We start from the raw sequence: 19,418 nt of genomic DNA, 5'->3' as shown, positions 1-19,418 counted from the left end.
CCACTCCAGCCAGATAGTTACCAGCATTATGCAATTGAATATACCGACTTGGCTTACCCTGTTCCGCGTAGTTCTGATCCCATTCTTCGTTCTGGCATTTTATCTGCCGTTCGTCTGGGCACCGATGCTCTGTGCGGTCATTTTTGTGTTTGCTGCTGTAACCGATTGGTTTGACGGCTTTTTGGCCCGCCGTTGGAAGCAGACGACCCGCTTTGGCGCGTTCCTCGACCCGGTTGCCGATAAGGTGATGGTGGCGGTGGCTCTGGTGCTGGTGGCGGAGCATTACCACACCTGGTGGATCACGTTGCCTGCCGCAACCATGATCGCTCGCGAGATCATCATCTCTTCGCTGCGCGAATGGATGGCGGAAATCGGCAAGCGCAGCAGCGTGGCGGTGTCGTGGATTGGCAAAGTGAAAACCATGGCGCAGATGATGTCTTTGGTTGGCTTGCTGTGGCGTCCAGAGCGTACGGTGGAGTATCTGTCGTTCGGCCTGCTGTACATCGCTGCCGTGCTGACTTTCTGGTCAATGTTCCAATATTTGAACGCTGCACGCCGTGATTTGCTGGAACCTTGATCGAAGCGATGTAAAAATCGGCAAACGAACCTGATGAGACAACAATTTTATTGACTCATCACGCCAGATAAGTAGAATGCATCGCATCGGACGGCAGCGATGAGTTGCAAAAAGATTGAAAAAAATCAGCAAGTTCTGATTGATGCGGGAATAGCTCAGTTGGTAGAGCACGACCTTGCCAAGGTCGGGGTCGCGAGTTCGAGTCTCGTTTCCCGCTCCAAATTTAGTAAAGCTGGCGATTGCGAGCTTTAGCCTGAGAAGGCAACAGAATTAAGGCGCGTTAACAAAGCGGTTATGTAGCGGATTGCAAATCCGTCTAGTCCGGTTCGACTCCGGAACGCGCCTCCAATTTTCCCGAGCCCGGGTGGTGAAATCGGTAGACACAAGGGATTTAAAATCCCTCGGCTTATGGCTGTGCGGGTTCAAGTCCCGCCCCGGGTACCAGGGAATAAAACCTAATAAAATCAACAAAGTACCAGAATAAACTAAACCGCCGAAAGGCGGTTTTTTTATGCTTGAAATCCTCTTTCCTAACATCTTTCCTAACATCATTTCCCGCCTGATTATTTTTTAATCAAAATTATTGCCCGCCAACTACCGGCACAATCTCAGTTTTTCGATCATATCTGGCAGTCTGTGAGCTGTTTTTGTGGCCGGAAATTTTCTGCTTATCCTGCAACGATCCTTCCAAATCTGAAATGCCTTTTGCCTTGAGATCGTGAAACGTAAAATTAAAATCCAACTCTGGAAATTTTGCTTGTGCTAACTGCTTGGCTTTAGACCATCGGCTATTGAATCCGTCCCTTGTATACCGCTGCCCACGCGGTTGATGCAAAACATAGATAGCTGCCATGCCGTCAACGATTGGTAGCGTTCCAGCTAGCGCTATGGCCGCGCGTAAGCGTTCTGACCATCGCTTGATCTGCTTTTTACCCGTCTTACCTTGCCTAATGAAAATTCCATCATCAACAAGCTGTGATTTTGTTAACGCGAGAATGTCAGCCTGCCGGGCGCAACAGAGATAAGCCAGTTCCATCGCGCATTGAACTATCAATGGCGATACAGAATAAAGAGCATCATATTCAACATCAGTTATGTAACGATCCCGTGCTTCTTCTTTAAATTGTTTGATACCTATCGTGGGGTTAATCTTCACCAATCCACGCTCATAGAGCCATCTAAACACACGTGACATAAAACTTTTTTCTCTGTTTGCTTGTGTTGGTGCAGATGCGCCGCGCTTGTCCATATACTGGCGTATGTGTTTTGGTTGAATGCTATCAGGATCCATTTTTCCAAAAGCATGAAGAATTTTTTTTGAATATTTTCTGTAATCTTTTTGTGTTTCAACGCCAAGATTGCAAAAATCAGCGGATAAAAAAAATGTTTCTACCCTGGAACTAAACGTTACATAAGCAGGTTTTTTGTTGTTTATTTCAGAAAATTTAGCCCAAAGAATGGGCATGGGAGTGTCTAAGGGGCAAAGATTTATAGACCCGCCGCTAGGCGGGTGGAATTCATATTGCGATTTACCACGATAAACGCGGGACGGTAAAGCATTGTCTTTCGGGTTTTTTCTCTTTCCAACCATAACGATCTCACAATGAGCTAAAATTGGGTGTATCGCGTTCTGCGTGTTGCTGATCAGGTTGGCGCAATGCGATAGGATTGGCAATATGGAACCAGGTTGTAGCGGGCGAGCCGTCCCGGCGTTCGCCATACCAGATCCCCGCCTTGTTCAACCATAGGCATTGTTGCGCTTTAAAATGACAACCGGTTAACTCTACCAAATCATCATGGGTTAAAATGTCATGATCTGTTTTCATAGTCTTACCCTACGCAACCGGCTACATTTTAATATGTTAGCCGGTATGATTTTGATTTATAGGAATCAGCTTACAAACTCCGGGCGCATATCTTCTAACATAATCTGGAAGCGTTCTAAATCATCGGCGCTTAGATCGCGTCCAGGTTCAGAGCGCTGAATTAAACCTTCCAATGCTGCGAAATCATCCGGGGTTTTACAGGCTTCTATCTTGGAATTTATATCCATTGCTTTTTCAAACTGACGGTAACGCCTAACGGCTTTATTTTTCAGTTCGGTATAATCAGTAATACCAAGTTTTTGTTTTAATTCTTCAACTTGTTTACGGATCGCTGATGCCTGCTCTAAGTTGCTCACAGTCTCGATTGCTGTCCTGATATCCGTAGCGATGCAACTATTATCTACTGATGGTTTATCCTCTTTGTTAGCTGCTGATGGTTTAATTTCCTGTTTAGCTACTGGGGGGTTACTGGCTAATTTACTGGCGCTAACACGCATTGAAGAGTTTTGCGGGTTAATTTCCCGCTCAACCCTTTGCTCTAATTCATCAGGCGTGTATACCCCTAAAATAACTGCTGAAGCATATAAGCGCGCCCAATATTTAACCGCCAAATATGCCATTTGTTGTTTTGGATTTGTTACCCATAGCGGGGAATTGCGTATAGCTACAGATGATAAATGAATAGGTTCCCCCCATGTAATTTCATGTTCACCTTTGATGATTGCGCCAACACGGATAAATAATCCTTCTTCATCCGCATCATTCCATGCGCGAACGCGCTTTGTTACATTATACGCACCAGTTTTTCCCATTTTCTTTTCGATTACTTCCGCAGTACGAGCACATTTAGACCAGTCCCCACCGCCATATTCATAATGAAACCTTCCCTTAATGGCATCAGAGCTGGTGATCACTGCATTTACGAGCTGAGCCTCATATCCTAAAACACCATTCACTACATAGGTTTTTTGTGCAACAGAATAAGGATTCATGCCCCATTGCATGGCCTGCATGATGACAGCCATACAATCCGCAGGTCTACCGGCAAGATGCGTCGGGATTGTAATAGTAGAATCAGCCATCAAATTAGCAAAGACAGTTAATTGATCTAACATTTGACCATTAAAAATCATGCTAATAGATGTAGCAAAAGATGCGCCATTTTCTACAGGTAAGCTTGTATTTTCCATTTATTATTCCTCACACAATGCGCAAAGATTCAAGACGACGTAAATCGAAATCATTTAAATCATCGATGATTTCTTCAGTGATTGGCGCGGGCCAATTTTCTGTATCAAAAGCTTGTTTAATATCCCGCAATGCTTTTTTATATTCCAGGCGACCCAATTCCAAAAGATCAGGAGAAGCCTCAACAATAGCTACCCAATGATAATTTTCATCCTTATTAACAAAAATCCAGAAGAATTGATCGAGTGCTGCAACATCACAATACATAGCCGCGCTTAAATGATAGTCACGATCAATAATTTCACGGTGTAGCTTTGCACGTAAAAAATCCTGCTTTATTTTCCCCATGCTTGTTGATTTTAGATCTACGCCCAATCTTATATTTTCAAGGTCAATTTCAAGATCGGGACGGACACGCACATCTAACCCTGTATCTTCATCAATACCGAAATAACTAATTTCTACAGCGCGATTTTGATGTTGTAAAATCGGGCCAGCTGACGGGTGAGTAAATAAAGCACGTTGAATAGCTGTTGCCGCCTGCATTTGTTGCTGTGTGACTAATTGACGACCATCGCTAGAAGATGTCCATGCATCAATAATTTCATCAGAAAAAATAGCATCAGGAAGAATTGTTTTGATACGGTTCGCCATATCTTCTTTTGTTCCACTAACTGGCAGCGGTGCAGGAATGGCTTTTTCAAGTGTGGCGAATTCTAAATCAATAATTGCCAATTGCTCTAACAAGGCATCCCGGCCACCGCTGGTTTTTAATGGTTCTGGCAAAGTGGCATTGTATTCTTTAATGCAAGCCTTCATTGCTGTTGCTGTGAATTTCTGCCCTTCTTGAATGCTTTGGAATTCAGGCGGCAACAGGGTGTAAATTCTGCCGATTTCATCAGCGTTGCCGCCCAGGGCATAAGGTGTTGGCAACTTGGCGTTGTGCTCATCAAGGATTGAGCGCAAAGTGTCTGAATCCGTCATTTTTGGCAAATTTGCGTTATGTTTATCGATGAATGCCCGCATTGATGCCGTGCCAGTAAAAGCGCCTTCAGGGATGATTGGTTCAACGTTAAAATCTTCAGCTAATTTTTCTGGTTCTAATGCCATGGTATGGACTAATGATCCAAATGTTAGCGCGTCACTACGTTCGCGAGAAATAGATTTGATAACATGGCGACCATGAAAATACATTAAACTGATTCGAGCATCTTTTAACATCGTGCTACTGATGCCGTTCGCAGCATGATAAACATCGTTAGGAATATTTTCATAACGCCCAGGCTCAAAAAAGGTTGGATAGGAAACAGTAGATTCTATAGTTTCCGTATTTACCGGATCAACATTTGAAATTTCTGCCGTTTCAATAACATCATGATTTTCATTGTCGATTTCATTAACTTCAATTAATTCAGTGGTCAATTTTTCCAAAGGTGACTCAGTGAATAATTTAGACATATCTTTACTTTCATTGCTTGGATCACATTCAAAAACGCCATGCCCCAAAAGATAATTCTCAATCCATATTGAAAGATCAACAGGTGATGAATATATTTCTCTAGATGGAGCTAAGCGAATGACATTGAAAATAGTTTCACGATTATAATTTAAAATATTTGATTTGGTGCGTAATGCCATAGACCAACGCTTAAAATCTTCATCGTTGTTTTTAATTTTCTTTTGTGCCCAACGATCAATTTCACCAGGTATATTTTCGAAGTCAACATCACCAGGCCACAAAGCGCATGAAATTTCACGATCAAGATATTCAAATGTCTGTTTAAAACTACGCTTATAAATAGACTTTGTTTCAGTCGTTACGATTTCTGATGACGCTGAATCTTCAACTGGTTTAGCAAGAAGTTGATCAACATACTTTCTGATATTTACGAAAGTAGATTCAGCATCATTATGACCATAACGTCGAACAACCCCGGCAACGAATGCGGCCAAATGTTCTGCATTCATTGCTATGATTTCATTAATCGTTAAAGCCTTGATTAAATCAGCATAATATTTATCTTCTTGCTGTATTGCGATGGAAATTACCTTATCTGATTCCTCTTTTGTGAAGCTGGTATCAATAGCATCAAAACCATGTTCGGCGATAAAGACAACTTTGATCGCGTGGCTGAATTTTGAGAATGATTCACGTGGATTTTTATTAGCCGCTGGCGTTAGCGTTGGGCCTGGTGTTGGTGTAGTGCCTTCGATTGATGCCGGTTTAACGGCTTCAGGCGGCAGCTGTTGCCCCGGTTCGGTAATGATGCGTTCCCATGACTTACCATCATCAGCAAGGCTGTAGCGGTCACACCAGGTATCACAGAATTCACCCTCGACAGGGAGATCATCAACTACATGGAAATCAGTTCTAACCGGCTTGAAATAATCCTTTGGATTTAACCCGGCATCTTCGATTTTATTTTGCAGATCACGCATTGCGCGATCCTCATTAAGAGATTCAAAAAAAACCCAAAGAGATTTTTTCCCTGATTTTAATTTCCCTTTGAGATAGAACGCGAAAATATCTTTCATTATATTACCCCTTAAGCTTAGATGCGAATTCACAAACAGCCCGCTTTACGCGGGCTTTTAGGATTTATATTTAATGAATCGGAAAAGTAATTGTTTTCGTATTTTCCGGTTTTGTTGTGGAACATCCTGATTTTTCCCTTGCCTCATCCAGCATGATATATAAATCACTGATAGCATCAATCGCACAATGTGGACAATGATAAGAGCCTAAAATATAACCGCCATGCAAACGAACCGTAGCAGGCTCCGCTTCATTTTTAGAATCCAAAATGATATTACCAAACGGATCGCCATCAATTGAAAACTCGACAACTTCATCATTCAAAAGAGACAATTTCACTTCGATTTTTTTGATTGCAATTTCCATGATAAATTCCTTAATTTTAAAATAATGTGCATTGTTTGCAACTAACGCAAATAGCAATAGCTGCATATAGATCCCTGGTGTTGGCGTTTAATAATAGGTGCCGGTACTTTCCCGGCTGTCAGAATTTCATACCTTATTAATTCCTTGCGCCGCCCCACGGAGTCAAGGAAAGACAAGGTAAGAAATTCATTGCTACTTGGAAAAGGTAACCTGTTTTTTATCTGCATCAATTTGAATGTCAAAGCCAGAATATGCAGCAAGGTTTTCTAAAATCTCAATTGTGAGAAATGGGTTTTCAAAACTAACAACAATAATTTCTTGTTCCATGATGCAGCCCTCATTTAATTAATGTGACGCGTCGTGACACGTCATAATCAGAATAATTTGTTTCGCCTAGATCATTGCTACCATGTATGCCTGCAAACTCATCAACCTGGATAACGCTATAAGCTGCACGGCAATAATGGCGCGGTACGCGTTCAATAAAAGTACCCTTAAAGGTTTCTCCATCCTCATAACAAGACTGTATTAGAACGCGCTGACCAGGCTTTAATGAAGTTGGTTTCATCATTCCCCCTGGTAAATCATGCGCCCCGCAGGGCGCGACTGATTAAAATGGGATATCTGCGCCGGTATATGCTGATACTGGTTTAGGTTCAACCTCAAGATAACCGGTCAATGTCTTGGCGATGCGTCGAGCATTAACAATCACTTTTATGATGTGATTAGCCACGCGTGGGCCACCATTGAAAGCATCACGTTTGTATTGTGCGATCACTTCCTGTTGAGTGTTGTGGACAGCTATCGCATTCATCCAGTAACAGCGGCGATCCGCTAGTTTCTGCGCAAGTGCATCAATTTCATGATTCATGATCAGCGCTGCGGCGTGAGCCTCAAAAATGGCGTTCTTTTCTACCATTTCAGCCAAGCGCATCAGTTCGCAAGCGATGGTTCTATTAAACCCGCTAAATTCTGCCTGGTTCCAGGTGTCGAGATTAGATTCAATATAACCAGTAACCGCTTGAGTCATGTTGTCATAAAGGTTCGCGTCTAATGTTTCGCTGTTCTCGCACTGGAAAGCGTTAGCAACTGAATCGATGAGCAAGCAAGCCATTTGATCAGCGTTACGCCAATTTTTGCGCCAGTCGCTTGCAAGATAACCAACAAGATTAAGAGATACACCAACGGCGGTGATTATGTCTTGTGCTTTTGTCAGTGCCTTGATTGCTGTTTTGCTCATCATGTAATCCTCTTTGATAGCCCTAAGTGGTTTTTCCCTTTGCCGTCTTTCCGAGCTGTCAGAACTTGCCGCCTACCTGTCTACACGTTGTGCTGATTTCGTTTGTTGCCGTGTTGAGTGATAGATTAAACCATAGGGTTAAACCTATTTCAACCAAAGGGTGAAGGTAATTATGATTTTATGGGTAACTAGTTGAATTTTTGACGAAAAAAAACCGACCTAAGTCGGTTTCAAAAAAGTGGAGGGAGTTATTTTTTTCTTTTTGATTTGATTATCTCTTTGATATTTCTACCCTTTAGCATTTCAAAGAATAGTTTATCATAATTTTCAACTTTAATTTTCAAGGTTTCCAGATGATTATCCTGTTCTGTTTCTGGTAGCCGATCAAATAGTCTTAATAAATTTTTGTGTTTTTCACTCAAAATAAATTGATTATCAAATACTTGATCATCAACATCTTCAGCATCACTTAAGAGCCATGTTAAAGACACACCAAACGCCTCAGAAATTTTTAGCGCAGAATCTTTACTCATCTTTCCTTTAGTAAACCAGCGCCCAGCCGCCTGGGGGCTAACGCCACATATGCGAGCAAGTCCAGATTTATTTACGCCAGTTTCATTCATCAGCTGATACAGGCGGGCCGCAATGGCTGGTTCTTTTGAAACATTTTCTTCATTCATTTCAAAATTATAACCCAAAGGTTTAACATTAAAAATAACCCAATGGTTGCATATTGATATAACCCTGTGGTTTACTGCATTCTCAATAACAACAAGGGTTGATGTGAACATGTCAAAAGAAATCCTGCTACGTGCCATTAAGGCCGTAGGTTCTACAAAATTGTTTGCTGAGAGGTTAGGGATCTCTCAACAATCAGTTGGTAAATGGATAAATAAAAGGAACGGCGTTATCCCTCAAGGCCGGGTATTAAAAGTATATGCAATTTCTGGTATCACGCCGCATGAACTGCGGCCTGATCTCTATATCAATCCCACTGATTGCCTGCCACCAGATGATCAATCTACACCCCAGGAGAAATAGGTAACGATTTATGGAAATCAAACACGAACAGATCCGCAATGCTTTGCGCGTATGGGCCGCTGAAGTGGGCCAACGGCGTATAGCTGCGCTAATCACTGAAAAGTTTCATCAACAAAAAATGACCACGCCACGGCTTGGCGTGATTGAACGTGCGGATGGGACTATAGATTTTTCCGCCTGGCACAATAACAAGCAACAGATCTTCCGTTGGATAGATAGTGATTCACGTAAAAGCGAAAAAAATATCCAGGCACTCTTACCAGCGATTGAAAAAGCGATGCCGATTTTTTTACTTGCGCGTATGCGTAGCCATTCATCGGAGACTTTGAGGGAAATCCTGGAACGGAAAGCACGTATTGATCGAGAGGTTGAAGCCTTGTTTGGTGCAATGATTGAAATGTCAGAGCACATAGCAAACAGCGGCCCCGTAGGTGGTGGTGTAAATTTGCATTAAAAGGAAATTTTAAAATGGCTAATTTCACAAAAGAACAAATAGAAATGCAAATTCGTGATCAATTAGTTCGCGATGGATTTCCTATAAATGTCGCACGTTCTGCGGCAATCCATGGAGCTAATCATTATATTGATCGCGCTAATGCTACTGTAGCTAGTTCCCTTGCGTATGCTAAAACTTATGCCAAGCCATTAAAAAGGATAAAAGATAAGCCGGAAACAAAAAAGAGTAGACGTTAAAATGACTCGGCGCAATTGGGGGATCAATGGCTAACTCATGGCTAAGATTGTGGCACGATATGCCCAACGATCCAAAATGGCGAACTATTGCTAGATTATCTGGGCAATCAATTGCTTTAGTGCAAGCTGTATATGTGCAATTAATGATTTCCGCCTCACAAGCCCAGGAGAGGGGTATTTATCAGATTGGTGAGGAAGATATAGCAAGTGCTCTTAATGAGGATGACGCAGCCATAGAAGCGATAATTGCGGCTATGCAAAAGAGGGTTCTGGATGGCAAACGCTTGACGGGTTGGGAACAGCGCCAGCCACAAAAAGAAGATATTGCAACCGGGAAAGCACAGAGTAGTAACTACGTATACTACGTAGCTACTACGGATGGTGACGTAGTAAGAGTAGGAATTAGTCGTAATCCGTGGGCCAGATGCAAGGATTTAAAATCCAGTTCCCATAGTAAATTTGAGGTGCTGGCGACGTTAAAAACTACTGAACAAAATGACGCTGTGATCCTTGATTTCTTCAAAGAGTCTCGGAAAACTGAAGGTTGGTTTTACAAAACTGATGCGCTTAACCAGTTGATTTTAAAAACCAAAAACAAAGATTTCAATTCGATAGATGACTGTATTTCATTTTTGCAATCACTGCCTGATGAAAGCTTCAAAGTTAACCGTAGTAACTACGGTGTAGCTACGTCGTCTACGAAAGATAAAGATCAAGAGGAAGATAAAGATCAAGAAAGAGAAGATCCCCCCCAAGCCCCCCAGGGGGAGGGAGAGGAAATTTTTGATCCGTTGAATTTTCAACTGCCGGAATGGTTATCCGTCGAGCTGTGGCAAACCTGGGTTAGATTTTGTGTCGAGCTGCGCAAGCCGATTAAAACCCAAAGTGCGGCAGCTGCTTGCGTGAAACGTTTGGATGGATTTAGGAAACAGGGGCATTCAGCGGAATCAGTAATAACGCATACAATCGCGAATGACTGGAAAAGCTTTTCTCCGCCCATGATAACTAATATTGCGGGAATTGATTTCGAAGGATCGTTTAACAGGATTATTGTTTGCAAGAAAAAACCTTTGAATAAATCAGAGGAAATAGCATTAGATAAATACTCAAGATCAAACTTGCGTATGGCAAAGGAATATGAAAGCAAAAAGGCTTGGCATGAATTTTTAAAACTGGCTTACCAGGAAACTGGCGAACAACCGAATCAAGGGGGCTAATCATGGAAACAATGAATATTGATAGAATTATTAATTGTAATTATTGTAACAAGCCTGCAAGGCTAGTCCGTGGATATGAGCTTTTCCCATATCGCCGTGATTTGAGCAAAAGGTATTATTGGGTATGTTCGCCATGTAATGCCTACGTAGCCTGTTTTCATGATAGCGATGCTATTCCAGTGGGTAGACTGGCTAATGCTCAATTGAGAGCTGTACAGAGATTAGCTTATGCAGCGTTCGATCCATTGTGGAAAGAATTCGGCATGAATCGGTTAGACGCTTATCAGTGGTTAGCCGAACAAATGAAAATGCCAAGCGCACAATGTCGGATTGGTATGTTTGATACTGAGCAATGCAGAAAGGCAACGCGAATAGCAACGGACTATAAAAACGAATTGCAAAGGAGGGCATGATCATGACGTTAGAAATTAACAGTCTAATCCGTGAAAGGCGTCCCGTTGTTGATGATGGTCGTGATTATAGCGCCGTGTATATCGACACGTGGCAGGCCGCAGCACGTGCGCGGTGTAAAGTTGCATACTTTCCTACAGTGAAAGCATCGAAGGTCTGTAAACCCGTTACAGAAGGTTTACCGGTGGTAAAAATCGGTGACCGAAACGCATACGGTAATGGCGTGTTAACCGGGATTTACCAGTTGTATCTTCTTGGCCGTACAGCTGAGCAGATAGCCAAAATGTTAAAAATGCCGCTTCAGCGCGTAGAGCATTTACTAACAAGAACAAGCGCGAAACGGAAAAGCATTTTTATTAAGGCAGCAAAGCAAAAGCTACCTACTGAAGCGGAAATAATGCGCCGCTTATCTGCTGAATCAAAAGCATGAGGGGTGAACAATGGCTGAATTGTGGGAGTGGTTACAGACGGTTGATAAATTAGATTATGGCGCTGTTGTGGTGATAGTAGTGTGTGCAATTTTGTTGTTGTGTTGCTATTTGGAAGATGACGATGATGATGACGATTTTAAACCAACTGAACAGAATTACGATTAACAAAATCATAAGGAGCATAAAATAATGGCTAACTCATTCAACAAGATGATTGATGAGAAAATTATCAAGCGTGGTAAAACATCGTTGTTGATCCCTCTTGATTATATCTTTTTTAAAGAAGATTTTAATAGACGTGTTGATAACGAACGCTATCGCACAGCAAATGAAGAATTTTATCAATACATGCTAAGTGGTGGGAAAGTCCCTAATCTTGAAGTGATACCACGCGATGAAGGTGGCGTGTGGGTTGTCGAAGGGCATCGCCGTACGTTGATGTATCGTCGTCTGCGTGATGAGGCCGGTAAACCGGTTGAATTTATCAAGATTGAACCCTTTGAAGGCAATGATGTTGATAGGATTGCGCGGATAAGAACAAGCAATAATCAGTTGTCATTAACTGATTATGAAGAGGCTTTATTAGTCAGAGATTTGCAAAATCTTAATTTGTCGCCGGATAAAATCGCTGAAGCTTTGCACATTCCACGTTATAAAGTTGATAACGCTATTATATTGATTTCGGCTAACAATGACGTGCATCAACTCGTTGAAGAGGGGGTTATTGATATTCCCTTGGCGGTAGAGCGTGTAAAAAAATTCGGGGAGAATGCCGGGGAGATTTTAAAGGTTGATGCGGATGGCGCTAAAGAAAAAGGCAAGAAACGCGCCACCAAATCAACAGCGATCCCGCAATTCAGCGCTAAAAAGTCACGTACTGTTTTAGAGCTATTATCGACTGATGATTTTTATACTTTCATTACGGAAAGTGACTTTATTCCGAATGATAAAAAAATGCAGGTGTTGGAAATCCTGGATCAGTATAAAGATTTTGAAAAAGAAAACAAAGGCGAAAGCGCTGATCCAGGTGACAGCGATAAGCAATTAGAAATTCAGGACTAGTGATAATCCGCCGGTTATAAATCGGCGGAGATAATCGGGGGTTTTTATGCTTTGGGATATGTTGAAAAGTTTAGACCGTCTTTCATGGGCTTCTATAATTATTGCTTTTATTTTTGTTGTTGCATTAATTATAGATGCGTTTGCTGATGATGAGGTGAAAAATGACAAATAATATTGAAATGGATAAAAAATATTGTTATCGCTATGTAGATGGTAATGATAGCGAAGGCCGTCCAGTTATAAGTTTATTTAGACGCGTCATTATTCGCGAAACTGAAAAAACATTTTGGCATGTTTATGATATGCCATATATGCCGCTAGAAACGCTCATCAAATATCAGACCGGTGGCCCGAAAGAGAACGTAAAACGTAATGTAAAACGCTGCGCCAAGGGTGCTTATCGTTCCAGTTACCATTACACCAAAGAAGAAGCGTTGCGCGCATTCGTCTATCGTAAAATGTTCCAGCTAGAGAAAATGCAGCTTAGAGAAGAAACTGTTCGCCTATGCCTTAAAGGTCTACGCGATGGAGGATTTATTACAGGTGGCTTTCAATGTACCGTGGAAAAATTACCTGATGGTAGGGAATTCCTAGCCGCACAAGAAAAAGGCCCGGTAGCATCAACTTACAATTGGGGGGATTACTAATGGCAAAGCGTGGACAGCTTACAGAAGCTATAAAAGAAAAGGCTATGGAAATTCTGGGGATTGAAATTACCCAGGGCGAAATACGTTTAATTCCATATGTACAATATCGTGCAGTTAATGAGGGATTTATTGAACGGATTCATACTAATGCAGATGAGAAAAAAATTTTAATGCAATGGGAATCATTGGGATTCGGGAAATTTATCGGCCCTAGTATGGATATCGAAAAACGATTTTGGGATGCAATGAACGAAATTTTATGGTTGGCATATGTTGTTTATGATTCCCAGGAGGAAGCAAAGCTATGAGAAAACCAGATTTCGCATCAACAAAACGTAACGCTACTTTTGAAGAATGGCATGAACAGCTTTGTGACTATGCCTATTTACGCGGTGAAAGCGCCGCAGATGCCGATGCATGGCGTTATGACTACGATGCAGGCAAAACGCCAGTTGATGCTGGTTGCGATGAATGGGGCAATGACTGATGAACTATAGCGACCTATCAGACTTTGATATCAACATGCGCGTTGCTGACGCTATCGAAAAACAAACAGGCCGGGAGATTGGCCCTGCGCTCCCTGACTACTGCAATCTCTCTAGTAACGCCTGGCCGATCATAGCAGCCAATAAAATCAACATTATCTGGCGCGGTGAAACGTGTGGGGCGCGAACTGTACACACGCCAGTAATCGAAGATGCCAACCCCCTACGTGCGGCGATGGTCGTCTATCTCATGATGCAGGAACAACAGCATGACAATGGAAAATGACACGTACGAATGCAGCCGCAGGAAGTGCAAGCTGATTCATCAGCACTCTGAGCGCGTTCTTGTCGAAGCCAAGCCCATACACGGCATACCGGTAAAAGATTCAACCTGCCCCCGCTGTGGGTGCAAGGAGTTCTATATCGTTAAGCGTGAGGATGAAAGCGAATGACAGATAAATTAGAAGCATTGAAAGCGTCTGCAAGGGGCATTGCTCGCTTGCTCGGAGATATTGCCAGTTTCGACAGTTGGGACATTGACGGCGACATCGTAGATATACGGTTTGAAGATGAAAATGGCTGTGATACCGGCGCTGACGTTTCGATAACTGAAACGGCAGATAAAGCGTCACAGGTTATCGGTGAACTGCTGGCAGCGCTGGAAGAGGCCAAAAGCAAAAACTATCTTGTTGACATGCTGGAGTGGCGTGGGAAGGCAGAAGAGGCAGATAGGCGAGTGACCACGCAAAACAGGCACGTTTGTGAGTTGTTTGATGAGGCCAAAATGCTACGGGAGCGAAACGCAGAGCTTGAGCAGCGGCTACAAATGGAGCCAGGGCAAGCAGATCAACGCCGTGCCGAAAGTCGCGCTGTACGTGTCGCGCTTGGTTTTGGGGAAGATGCTATTGATGTTGCACCTGTTGATTTAGTTGAAGCAATACAGGCTATCACGCAACGCGCAGCAGCTGCGGAACGGCAGTTAGCCGCGCTACCGGCTGACTGGTCAAAGGATAGCAGCCTTGTAACCTGGTTCCCGTTTACCGCCGCAAAACTGGCGGAGCTTGAGCAGCAATTACAGGAATCAATTAAATTACCTAGAGTGGCCGCTATCTATACGTTTTTATCCGATGTTGCCAGGCATCGTACAAGCGCTGAAAACGTGCGTGATGTAGTAGAGGCAATTCAAGCACATGCCATTAGCAAAATAGAGGAAATATGATGAAAAGAGAAAGTCGCTATATTGTTATTAAAGTATCCGATGCTGAAAAGTATCTCGGCCCGGTGAATTATCAACTGTTGCATACTATTTCTAAAAGTATTGCGATTGATAGGAAAATACAAGGAGAAATCCCGTTTGAATGTGTTGTTGTTGAATCAGATTGGCCGGAATATGAACCAGTTTGGAACATGATAGCCGCCAGGGTGGATGGATTAAAAAGCATACGCCAACAACACGCTGAATGGTCGAACGCCACATTCGGGAACGTTGGCCCCGTTGGCCCGCTAAGGCATCTGGCAAAAGAAGCCATAGAAGCGGCAGAAAAGCCTGACGATCTCTTAGAGTGGGCTGATATCCAGTTTCTCTTTTGGGACGCCCTGCGCCGCGCCGGTATCACTGATGAGCAACTAAATCAGGCGATGATAGAAAAGCTAGCAATAAATAAGGCTCGGTCATGGCCGGAACCAAAAGACGGTGAGCCAAGGTTACACATTAAATAACCATATGTTGAAAATTTAAAAAAGGATATTAAAAATGAAAATTCAAAAAGATGATGCAACCGCCGCAATGCAAGATTTTTTCCCAAACGGTGGGCGTGATTGGGATCAGGTTTGCGCAATGTATGACGCTATCGCAGCCGGGAAAATTCCAGGCGTGACTATAGAGCAGCAACCTACCATTACAAGCCTGGACACCGATCCACGGCGCAGTGATTTTTATTGCCGTCATACTGCTAGTGATTTTTACATAACTCAACTTGGCTCGGTTCCTGGGCGTGAGTTTGCGCTATACCGCAATGAAGTTGAGGCTCTCTATCTAAGCCTGCGTGATGCTCTATGTGCGGCGGATAAGGTCGAGGGGGTGTGATATGTCAGCACTAAAATTAGGAAAGAATCAGCAGAGCTGTTTAGAATGGCTTTATTCTCGAAAAGGTTGGTTTCCAGGCTGCGGATGGATATGGAACGGTAGATCGGGAACTATCCGCATTATGGAATCACTTGTAAAAAAAGGTGTTGCGGTAAAATCTGGAAGCGCTGCAACTCCACAGTACACAATAAATAAGAAAGGATTGGAGCATTTAAAAGTTACCAATCCTATAGTTTTTAAATATCACTAGCGGGTGAGTTATGGCAATCGCAGCATGTTACACAATGGATTTATACTGTGAGTGTCTGGAGTGCAAAAAGCCGGAAAGTGATTATCAATATAACGGCGGATTTGCTCAATATTTCGGAGAAAATTGGGCTGATTGCAAATCCCAGGCAAAGGCGGAAGGTTGGAGCATTCACAGGGATAGAGATACATGCTTTGCGCCAGGGCATAAAAAATTTAAGGTGAAATAATATGGCAGAACTAACGGTAGAGGAAAGAAAGTGGATTAAACAAGTGAACGCGCTTTTAAAAAAATGCCCGTCTAAACGGATCGGGTTCTATACTATTGGTGATGATAGCATAGGGCTTTACGATACGAGTTATCAAGATGAAATAAATGCTGCGGATATTGACTTAGTTCGAGCACTTAACATAACCGGCCACGGATTTAGCGAGGATATTTATTTTCCCAATGCTGTTCAAGGTGTATGCGGATAAGGATGGAAAATGACTAATACAATAAAACCAGATGGCCCATTCGTTCTAATGACGCTTGAAGGTGACGATGTTCTTTATGATGAACGCGGCATCGTAATGATGAATGGAAAGCCTAAATTTATCGGAGTTGGACGCCTTTATTTTGAATGCGATCTTGGTGAGTACAAAGCCAAATACTGGACGAAAGATATAAAAAATGCGCACACATTCAACACAATTGATGAGGCGACGACACAGCTTTGCAAGATGAAAAATCCGAACTTAATCAAAATTCGTAAGTTATTGCCAGGAGATAAAAATGATCCCCACTCATGAAGATTTATTGAAAATATTACATGATGCAAAAGAGGCCCGATCAACGCCTGCCATGCCGCCAGATGAAAGAATGCGGAAAATGAATAATTTTTTTTCAACTTTCAACCCTGATTTTGTTGAAAAATTGCTGGTGGATCTTCAAGAAAAAAATCAGCAAACGGATAGCCAAGAAATTTTGGAACGGTTGAAAGCTGCGGAAAGCCGCTTGCAAACACCGATCACGCTGCCCGCACCAGTAGAGATAGAATCGGAGGGAAAAATCGTATCAGTGATCCCTTACAAGCGCACACGCAAAAGCATTCTTGCGGCTGGCTTTAAGATTGCGCCAGGTGATGAATAGTTAGCATGTTCAACTATATCAATTAAAATAATAATCAATAAAGCAATCCCATTAACCCTATTTAGTTAGGGTTTTTTTATGTGATCTATATCTCAAAGATTCATTTTCAATACATGAAAAAGCTTCTTTTATCTCATTGTATTTAAAAGAGATTCATTTTTATTCATAATTATTTTCAATTAAAAGCTAAAGTTTCATATTTGCAGGATATGAATCTTTAACTAACTATTGATCGGCGCATTGATGCTTGGGCAATGTAGGGATAGAAAGCCAGCTAAATAATTTTATTGTGGGGTTTTCATGAGCAAAGTCTTTTTCATAAAATTCATTAAGTTACCAAGAAGTGGATGCACTGTTGTTTACACTAAAGATGGAGTAATAACGGCTAAGGAGCCATTAAGAGCAGATCAACATATTAATACGATACCGGGATTTATTGAGATTGCCAGATCTACTGGATATGACATTATTCAACCTCAAATCAGGTAGAGCGTTTATAAGGATATGCTATAATCATTTGGTCAGCTTGAACAACTGACACCTGGTCTTACGTTGTGCCATGAGGTGATAAGATGGCACAACTTTTAACGCTTGAAAAATGCGCCGTAGGTCTGCTAAGACCGGCGACGATTATTGATGTGGATTTCATTAGCAAGATAAAACTTGGTGATGCGATTTCTGCTAAATTCAGTCATCCCCGCAATTATAATTATCACAAACGTTTTTTCAAATTGTTGCAATTGGGCTTTTCATATTGGACGCCAACCGGTGGCGTTATCTTGCCAGCTGAGCAACAACTTATTAACGGGTTTGTAGATTACCTATGTAGAAATGTTGGCATGGATCATAACGCGGCTTTATCTGAAGCCGCTGATCGCTATCTAAATGAAGTCGGGCTAAATCGCACTTCCGATATTGCATTTCTAAAATCTTTCGATGCTTTTCGTGATTGGGTAACAATTCAGGCCGGTTATTATACTGAACATATTTACCCGGATGGCAGCAAAAATAGGCGAGCAAAATCCATCAGTTTTTCAAATATGGATGAATTGGAATTTAGGCAGCTTTATAAATCTTCATTAAATGTTCTTTGGAATTGGATCTTATTCCGAAAATTCAAATCACAGAATGAAGTTGAAAACGTTGCTGCACAATTGCGGGATTTTGAATGATGAGCAAACTTACAAAAGAAGCGCGCGGGCGTGAATGCCAGATTCGAATACCGGGGATCTGTAATCAGAATGATGAAACTACAGTCCCGGCGCATTACCGCCTAGCGGGAACCTGTGGAACAGCCATTAAACCGCCAGATACCCAAATAGCATGGGCATGTAGTGCTTGCCACGATGAAGTTGATCGGCGTACACGTAAGATTGATAGCGATACAGCCAGGCTCTATCATGCGGAAGGTGTGATGCGTACTCAATATATTTTAATAGCTGAGGGCAAATTATGAGACTCAAATTTGCATTAACGATTGGCGATCCAAAATCTGCGCAAATTGTCGCATATCAGGCTAGATCTACGGGTAGTAGTCATCTAACTAAAACTGACGTGTTAACGGCCCTAGGAATGACTCAGGCGCGACATCGTGCCGGATTGTGCCTGCTATATGCCAAATATACAAAAGATGCTGATGCTGGCTTTACTGCGTTAAATGAGTTAGTGAAATATGCCAATACTCAGGTGCGGAAATATGTTGGTAAGATACCAGGAAGAAAAGGCGCTATGGCTATCCGCGTTTTGGCTACAAAAGTTTTAGAGGAATATTGTAGAACGGCAGACACACCAGGCGCAAAATGCCGATGCGGCGGAAGTGGTGAAGTCTGCGATAGAAAAGCGACTGATAGAGAAGGCCGGTTGATCATTGTACCGTGTAAAAAATGCCACGGTTCGGGATTGCGCCCATTAACACAAACTCATGTGCATCATGCCATTCTGGCATTAGTTCCCGGCGTATCCCGCGCCACGTGGTATAGAGTATGGTCGCGCTTTTATGAAATTCTTTTGGCGTGGTGTTATTCACAAGAAGCTATTGCTGAATCCGAATATCAAAGAATTACGGCAATGTCATCTTTTTATACGGAATCTGTTGCAATGTGAGAAAATTTGCCCTAAATTGACTCCCATAGTGGGAGTTTATTAAGCTGAATACTAATAAAGCTTTCTTAATCAAGTTTACTGTTTTGAATGGCGGCTTGAAGCAAACCAACACCAGGGTTTTGAAATCTTCA

The 19,418-nt window shown here is 42.3% G+C and carries 32 protein-coding genes, 3 tRNA genes and 2 pseudogenes; 28 read left to right on the top strand and 9 right to left on the bottom strand.

The features are described 5' to 3' along the window. Nucleotides 1-28: 28 nt before the first annotated feature. From pgsA to ACRDCA_RS12700, 4 genes are all read left to right on the top strand, one after another. Nucleotides 29-577 (top strand): CDP-diacylglycerol--glycerol-3-phosphate 3-phosphatidyltransferase, encoded by a 549-nt coding sequence (pgsA, locus tag ACRDCA_RS12715; protein ID WP_024528495.1) that lies wholly within the window; start codon nucleotides 29-31, stop codon nucleotides 575-577. Nucleotides 578-721: 144 nt separating this feature from the next. After that, a tRNA-Gly gene (locus ACRDCA_RS12710) sits at nucleotides 722-797 on the top strand. A gap of 54 nt (nucleotides 798-851) precedes the next feature. Continuing rightward, nucleotides 852-925 (top strand) — tRNA-Cys (locus ACRDCA_RS12705). A 10-nt stretch (nucleotides 926-935) separates the two neighbouring features. Then, nucleotides 936-1,021: transfer RNA gene (locus ACRDCA_RS12700), tRNA-Leu, on the top strand. A 136-nt stretch (nucleotides 1,022-1,157) separates the two neighbouring features. Here the strand turns inward: ACRDCA_RS12700 and ACRDCA_RS12695 are convergent. From ACRDCA_RS12695 to ACRDCA_RS12655, 9 genes are all read right to left on the bottom strand, one after another. After that, nucleotides 1,158-2,168: a tyrosine-type recombinase/integrase gene (locus ACRDCA_RS12695; RefSeq protein ID WP_438689831.1), complete on the bottom strand. Its 1,011-nt coding sequence runs from the start codon at nucleotides 2,166-2,168 to the stop codon at nucleotides 1,158-1,160. A gap of 7 nt (nucleotides 2,169-2,175) precedes the next feature. Further along, the gene (locus tag ACRDCA_RS12690) at nucleotides 2,176-2,403 is read right to left on the bottom strand and encodes a DUF4224 domain-containing protein (protein ID WP_438689830.1); all 228 of its coding nucleotides are present in this window, start codon (nucleotides 2,401-2,403) and stop codon (nucleotides 2,176-2,178) included. Nucleotides 2,404-2,468: 65 nt separating this feature from the next. Further along, entirely contained in the window at nucleotides 2,469-3,593 is a 1,125-nt protein-coding gene (locus ACRDCA_RS12685; protein ID WP_438689829.1) for a RecT family recombinase, read from the bottom strand. A gap of 10 nt (nucleotides 3,594-3,603) precedes the next feature. Further along, the gene (locus ACRDCA_RS12680) at nucleotides 3,604-6,126 is read right to left on the bottom strand and encodes a RecE family exodeoxyribonuclease (protein ID WP_438689828.1); all 2,523 of its coding nucleotides are present in this window, start codon (nucleotides 6,124-6,126) and stop codon (nucleotides 3,604-3,606) included. A 70-nt stretch (nucleotides 6,127-6,196) separates the two neighbouring features. Continuing rightward, nucleotides 6,197-6,493 (bottom strand): DNA breaking-rejoining protein, encoded by a 297-nt coding sequence (locus tag ACRDCA_RS12675; RefSeq protein WP_438689827.1) that lies wholly within the window; start codon nucleotides 6,491-6,493, stop codon nucleotides 6,197-6,199. Between the two features lie 192 nt (nucleotides 6,494-6,685). Next, a complete protein-coding gene (locus ACRDCA_RS12670; RefSeq protein WP_438689826.1) occupies nucleotides 6,686-6,820 on the bottom strand; it encodes a hypothetical protein in 135 nt (44 codons plus the stop codon). Nucleotides 6,821-6,830: 10 nt separating this feature from the next. Then, on the bottom strand, nucleotides 6,831-7,064 hold the full coding sequence (locus ACRDCA_RS12665; RefSeq protein ID WP_438689825.1) for a hypothetical protein: 234 nt from the start codon (nucleotides 7,062-7,064) through the stop codon (nucleotides 6,831-6,833). A 39-nt stretch (nucleotides 7,065-7,103) separates the two neighbouring features. Next, entirely contained in the window at nucleotides 7,104-7,736 is a 633-nt protein-coding gene (locus tag ACRDCA_RS12660) for a hypothetical protein (RefSeq protein ID WP_438689824.1), read from the bottom strand. 245 nt (nucleotides 7,737-7,981) lie between these two features. Further along, entirely contained in the window at nucleotides 7,982-8,524 is a 543-nt protein-coding gene (locus ACRDCA_RS12655) for a helix-turn-helix domain-containing protein (protein WP_438689823.1), read from the bottom strand. Between ACRDCA_RS12655 and ACRDCA_RS12650 the strand changes: the two genes are divergently transcribed. The 24 genes and pseudogenes from ACRDCA_RS12650 (at nucleotide 8,523) to ACRDCA_RS12535 (ending at nucleotide 19,287) form a co-directional block, all read left to right on the top strand. Beyond that, nucleotides 8,523-8,774 carry a transcriptional regulator gene (locus ACRDCA_RS12650; protein ID WP_438689822.1) on the top strand — a complete coding sequence of 84 codons (252 nt, stop codon included), beginning with the start codon at nucleotides 8,523-8,525 and terminating at the stop codon, nucleotides 8,772-8,774. The two genes, ACRDCA_RS12655 and ACRDCA_RS12650, sit on opposite strands and share 2 nt — an antisense overlap. Before the next feature lie 10 nt (nucleotides 8,775-8,784). After that, nucleotides 8,785-9,228, top strand: coding sequence for a toxin YdaT family protein (locus tag ACRDCA_RS12645; protein WP_438689821.1), 444 nt, complete (start codon nucleotides 8,785-8,787; stop codon nucleotides 9,226-9,228). Between the two features lie 14 nt (nucleotides 9,229-9,242). Then, a complete protein-coding gene (locus tag ACRDCA_RS12640; RefSeq protein ID WP_438689820.1) occupies nucleotides 9,243-9,467 on the top strand; it encodes a cell envelope biogenesis protein OmpA in 225 nt (74 codons plus the stop codon). Nucleotides 9,468-9,493: 26 nt separating this feature from the next. Further along, nucleotides 9,494-9,790: pseudogene (locus tag ACRDCA_RS12635) on the top strand (hypothetical protein); the annotation flags it as partial. A gap of 896 nt (nucleotides 9,791-10,686) precedes the next feature. Further along, on the top strand, nucleotides 10,687-11,097 hold the full coding sequence (locus tag ACRDCA_RS12630; protein WP_438689819.1) for a zinc-finger-containing protein: 411 nt from the start codon (nucleotides 10,687-10,689) through the stop codon (nucleotides 11,095-11,097). A 2-nt stretch (nucleotides 11,098-11,099) separates the two neighbouring features. Further along, the gene (locus ACRDCA_RS12625) at nucleotides 11,100-11,525 is read left to right on the top strand and encodes a hypothetical protein (protein WP_438689818.1); all 426 of its coding nucleotides are present in this window, start codon (nucleotides 11,100-11,102) and stop codon (nucleotides 11,523-11,525) included. Between the two features lie 10 nt (nucleotides 11,526-11,535). Further along, on the top strand, nucleotides 11,536-11,691 hold the full coding sequence (locus ACRDCA_RS12620; RefSeq protein ID WP_438689817.1) for a hypothetical protein: 156 nt from the start codon (nucleotides 11,536-11,538) through the stop codon (nucleotides 11,689-11,691). A 24-nt stretch (nucleotides 11,692-11,715) separates the two neighbouring features. After that, the gene (locus ACRDCA_RS12615; protein ID WP_438689816.1) at nucleotides 11,716-12,588 is read left to right on the top strand and encodes a chromosome partitioning protein ParB; all 873 of its coding nucleotides are present in this window, start codon (nucleotides 11,716-11,718) and stop codon (nucleotides 12,586-12,588) included. A gap of 46 nt (nucleotides 12,589-12,634) precedes the next feature. Then, nucleotides 12,635-12,760 carry a hypothetical protein gene (locus tag ACRDCA_RS12610; RefSeq protein WP_438689815.1) on the top strand — a complete coding sequence of 42 codons (126 nt, stop codon included), beginning with the start codon at nucleotides 12,635-12,637 and terminating at the stop codon, nucleotides 12,758-12,760. Next, nucleotides 12,750-13,235 carry a hypothetical protein gene (locus ACRDCA_RS12605; RefSeq protein ID WP_438689814.1) on the top strand — a complete coding sequence of 162 codons (486 nt, stop codon included), beginning with the start codon at nucleotides 12,750-12,752 and terminating at the stop codon, nucleotides 13,233-13,235. The genes ACRDCA_RS12610 and ACRDCA_RS12605 overlap by 11 nt, the downstream gene beginning before the upstream one ends. Beyond that, a complete protein-coding gene (locus tag ACRDCA_RS12600; protein WP_438689813.1) occupies nucleotides 13,235-13,543 on the top strand; it encodes a hypothetical protein in 309 nt (102 codons plus the stop codon). The genes ACRDCA_RS12605 and ACRDCA_RS12600 overlap by 1 nt, the downstream gene beginning before the upstream one ends. Continuing rightward, nucleotides 13,540-13,722 (top strand): hypothetical protein, encoded by a 183-nt coding sequence (locus ACRDCA_RS12595; RefSeq protein WP_438689812.1) that lies wholly within the window; start codon nucleotides 13,540-13,542, stop codon nucleotides 13,720-13,722. The genes ACRDCA_RS12600 and ACRDCA_RS12595 overlap by 4 nt, the downstream gene beginning before the upstream one ends. Further along, nucleotides 13,722-14,006, top strand: coding sequence for a phage protein NinX family protein (locus ACRDCA_RS12590; RefSeq protein ID WP_438689811.1), 285 nt, complete (start codon nucleotides 13,722-13,724; stop codon nucleotides 14,004-14,006). The genes ACRDCA_RS12595 and ACRDCA_RS12590 overlap by 1 nt, the downstream gene beginning before the upstream one ends. 162 nt (nucleotides 14,007-14,168) lie before the next feature. Further along, complete coding sequence (locus ACRDCA_RS12585; RefSeq protein ID WP_438689810.1) at nucleotides 14,169-14,939, top strand: hypothetical protein; 771 nt, start codon at nucleotides 14,169-14,171, stop codon at nucleotides 14,937-14,939. 221 nt (nucleotides 14,940-15,160) lie between these two features. Further along, nucleotides 15,161-15,436: pseudogene (locus ACRDCA_RS12580) on the top strand (dATP/dGTP pyrophosphohydrolase domain-containing protein); the annotation flags it as partial. 37 nt (nucleotides 15,437-15,473) lie between these two features. Then, the gene (locus ACRDCA_RS12575) at nucleotides 15,474-15,806 is read left to right on the top strand and encodes a hypothetical protein (RefSeq protein ID WP_438689809.1); all 333 of its coding nucleotides are present in this window, start codon (nucleotides 15,474-15,476) and stop codon (nucleotides 15,804-15,806) included. Nucleotide 15,807: 1 nt separating this feature from the next. Continuing rightward, nucleotides 15,808-16,056 carry a hypothetical protein gene (locus ACRDCA_RS12570; RefSeq protein WP_438689808.1) on the top strand — a complete coding sequence of 83 codons (249 nt, stop codon included), beginning with the start codon at nucleotides 15,808-15,810 and terminating at the stop codon, nucleotides 16,054-16,056. A 10-nt stretch (nucleotides 16,057-16,066) separates the two neighbouring features. After that, nucleotides 16,067-16,282 carry a hypothetical protein gene (locus tag ACRDCA_RS12565; protein ID WP_438689807.1) on the top strand — a complete coding sequence of 72 codons (216 nt, stop codon included), beginning with the start codon at nucleotides 16,067-16,069 and terminating at the stop codon, nucleotides 16,280-16,282. Nucleotide 16,283: 1 nt separating this feature from the next. Then, nucleotides 16,284-16,529 (top strand): hypothetical protein, encoded by a 246-nt coding sequence (locus ACRDCA_RS12560; protein ID WP_438689806.1) that lies wholly within the window; start codon nucleotides 16,284-16,286, stop codon nucleotides 16,527-16,529. 9 nt (nucleotides 16,530-16,538) lie between these two features. Then, nucleotides 16,539-16,844 carry a hypothetical protein gene (locus tag ACRDCA_RS12555; RefSeq protein WP_438689805.1) on the top strand — a complete coding sequence of 102 codons (306 nt, stop codon included), beginning with the start codon at nucleotides 16,539-16,541 and terminating at the stop codon, nucleotides 16,842-16,844. After that, nucleotides 16,828-17,184, top strand: a complete 357-nt coding sequence (locus ACRDCA_RS12550; protein WP_438689804.1) for a hypothetical protein — start codon at nucleotides 16,828-16,830, stop codon at nucleotides 17,182-17,184. Before ACRDCA_RS12555 ends, ACRDCA_RS12550 begins: the two co-directional genes overlap by 17 nt. 572 nt (nucleotides 17,185-17,756) lie before the next feature. Continuing rightward, the gene (locus ACRDCA_RS12545) at nucleotides 17,757-18,356 is read left to right on the top strand and encodes a DUF1367 family protein (protein WP_438689803.1); all 600 of its coding nucleotides are present in this window, start codon (nucleotides 17,757-17,759) and stop codon (nucleotides 18,354-18,356) included. Continuing rightward, the gene (locus tag ACRDCA_RS12540; RefSeq protein WP_438690149.1) at nucleotides 18,356-18,640 is read left to right on the top strand and encodes a DUF1364 domain-containing protein; all 285 of its coding nucleotides are present in this window, start codon (nucleotides 18,356-18,358) and stop codon (nucleotides 18,638-18,640) included. Before ACRDCA_RS12545 ends, ACRDCA_RS12540 begins: the two co-directional genes overlap by 1 nt. Continuing rightward, complete coding sequence (locus ACRDCA_RS12535) at nucleotides 18,637-19,287, top strand: antitermination protein Q (protein ID WP_438689802.1); 651 nt, start codon at nucleotides 18,637-18,639, stop codon at nucleotides 19,285-19,287. Before ACRDCA_RS12540 ends, ACRDCA_RS12535 begins: the two co-directional genes overlap by 4 nt. Nucleotides 19,288-19,418: the final 131 nt, after the last annotated feature.

The sequence above is a fragment of the Serratia sp. (in: enterobacteria) genome (assembly GCF_051654945.1).
In the GTDB taxonomy this organism is placed as follows: Bacteria; Pseudomonadota; Gammaproteobacteria; order Enterobacterales; family Enterobacteriaceae; genus Chania.
The sequence above is the reverse complement of the archived record's forward strand: the minus strand, read 5'-3'. Positions and strand labels throughout refer to the sequence as shown.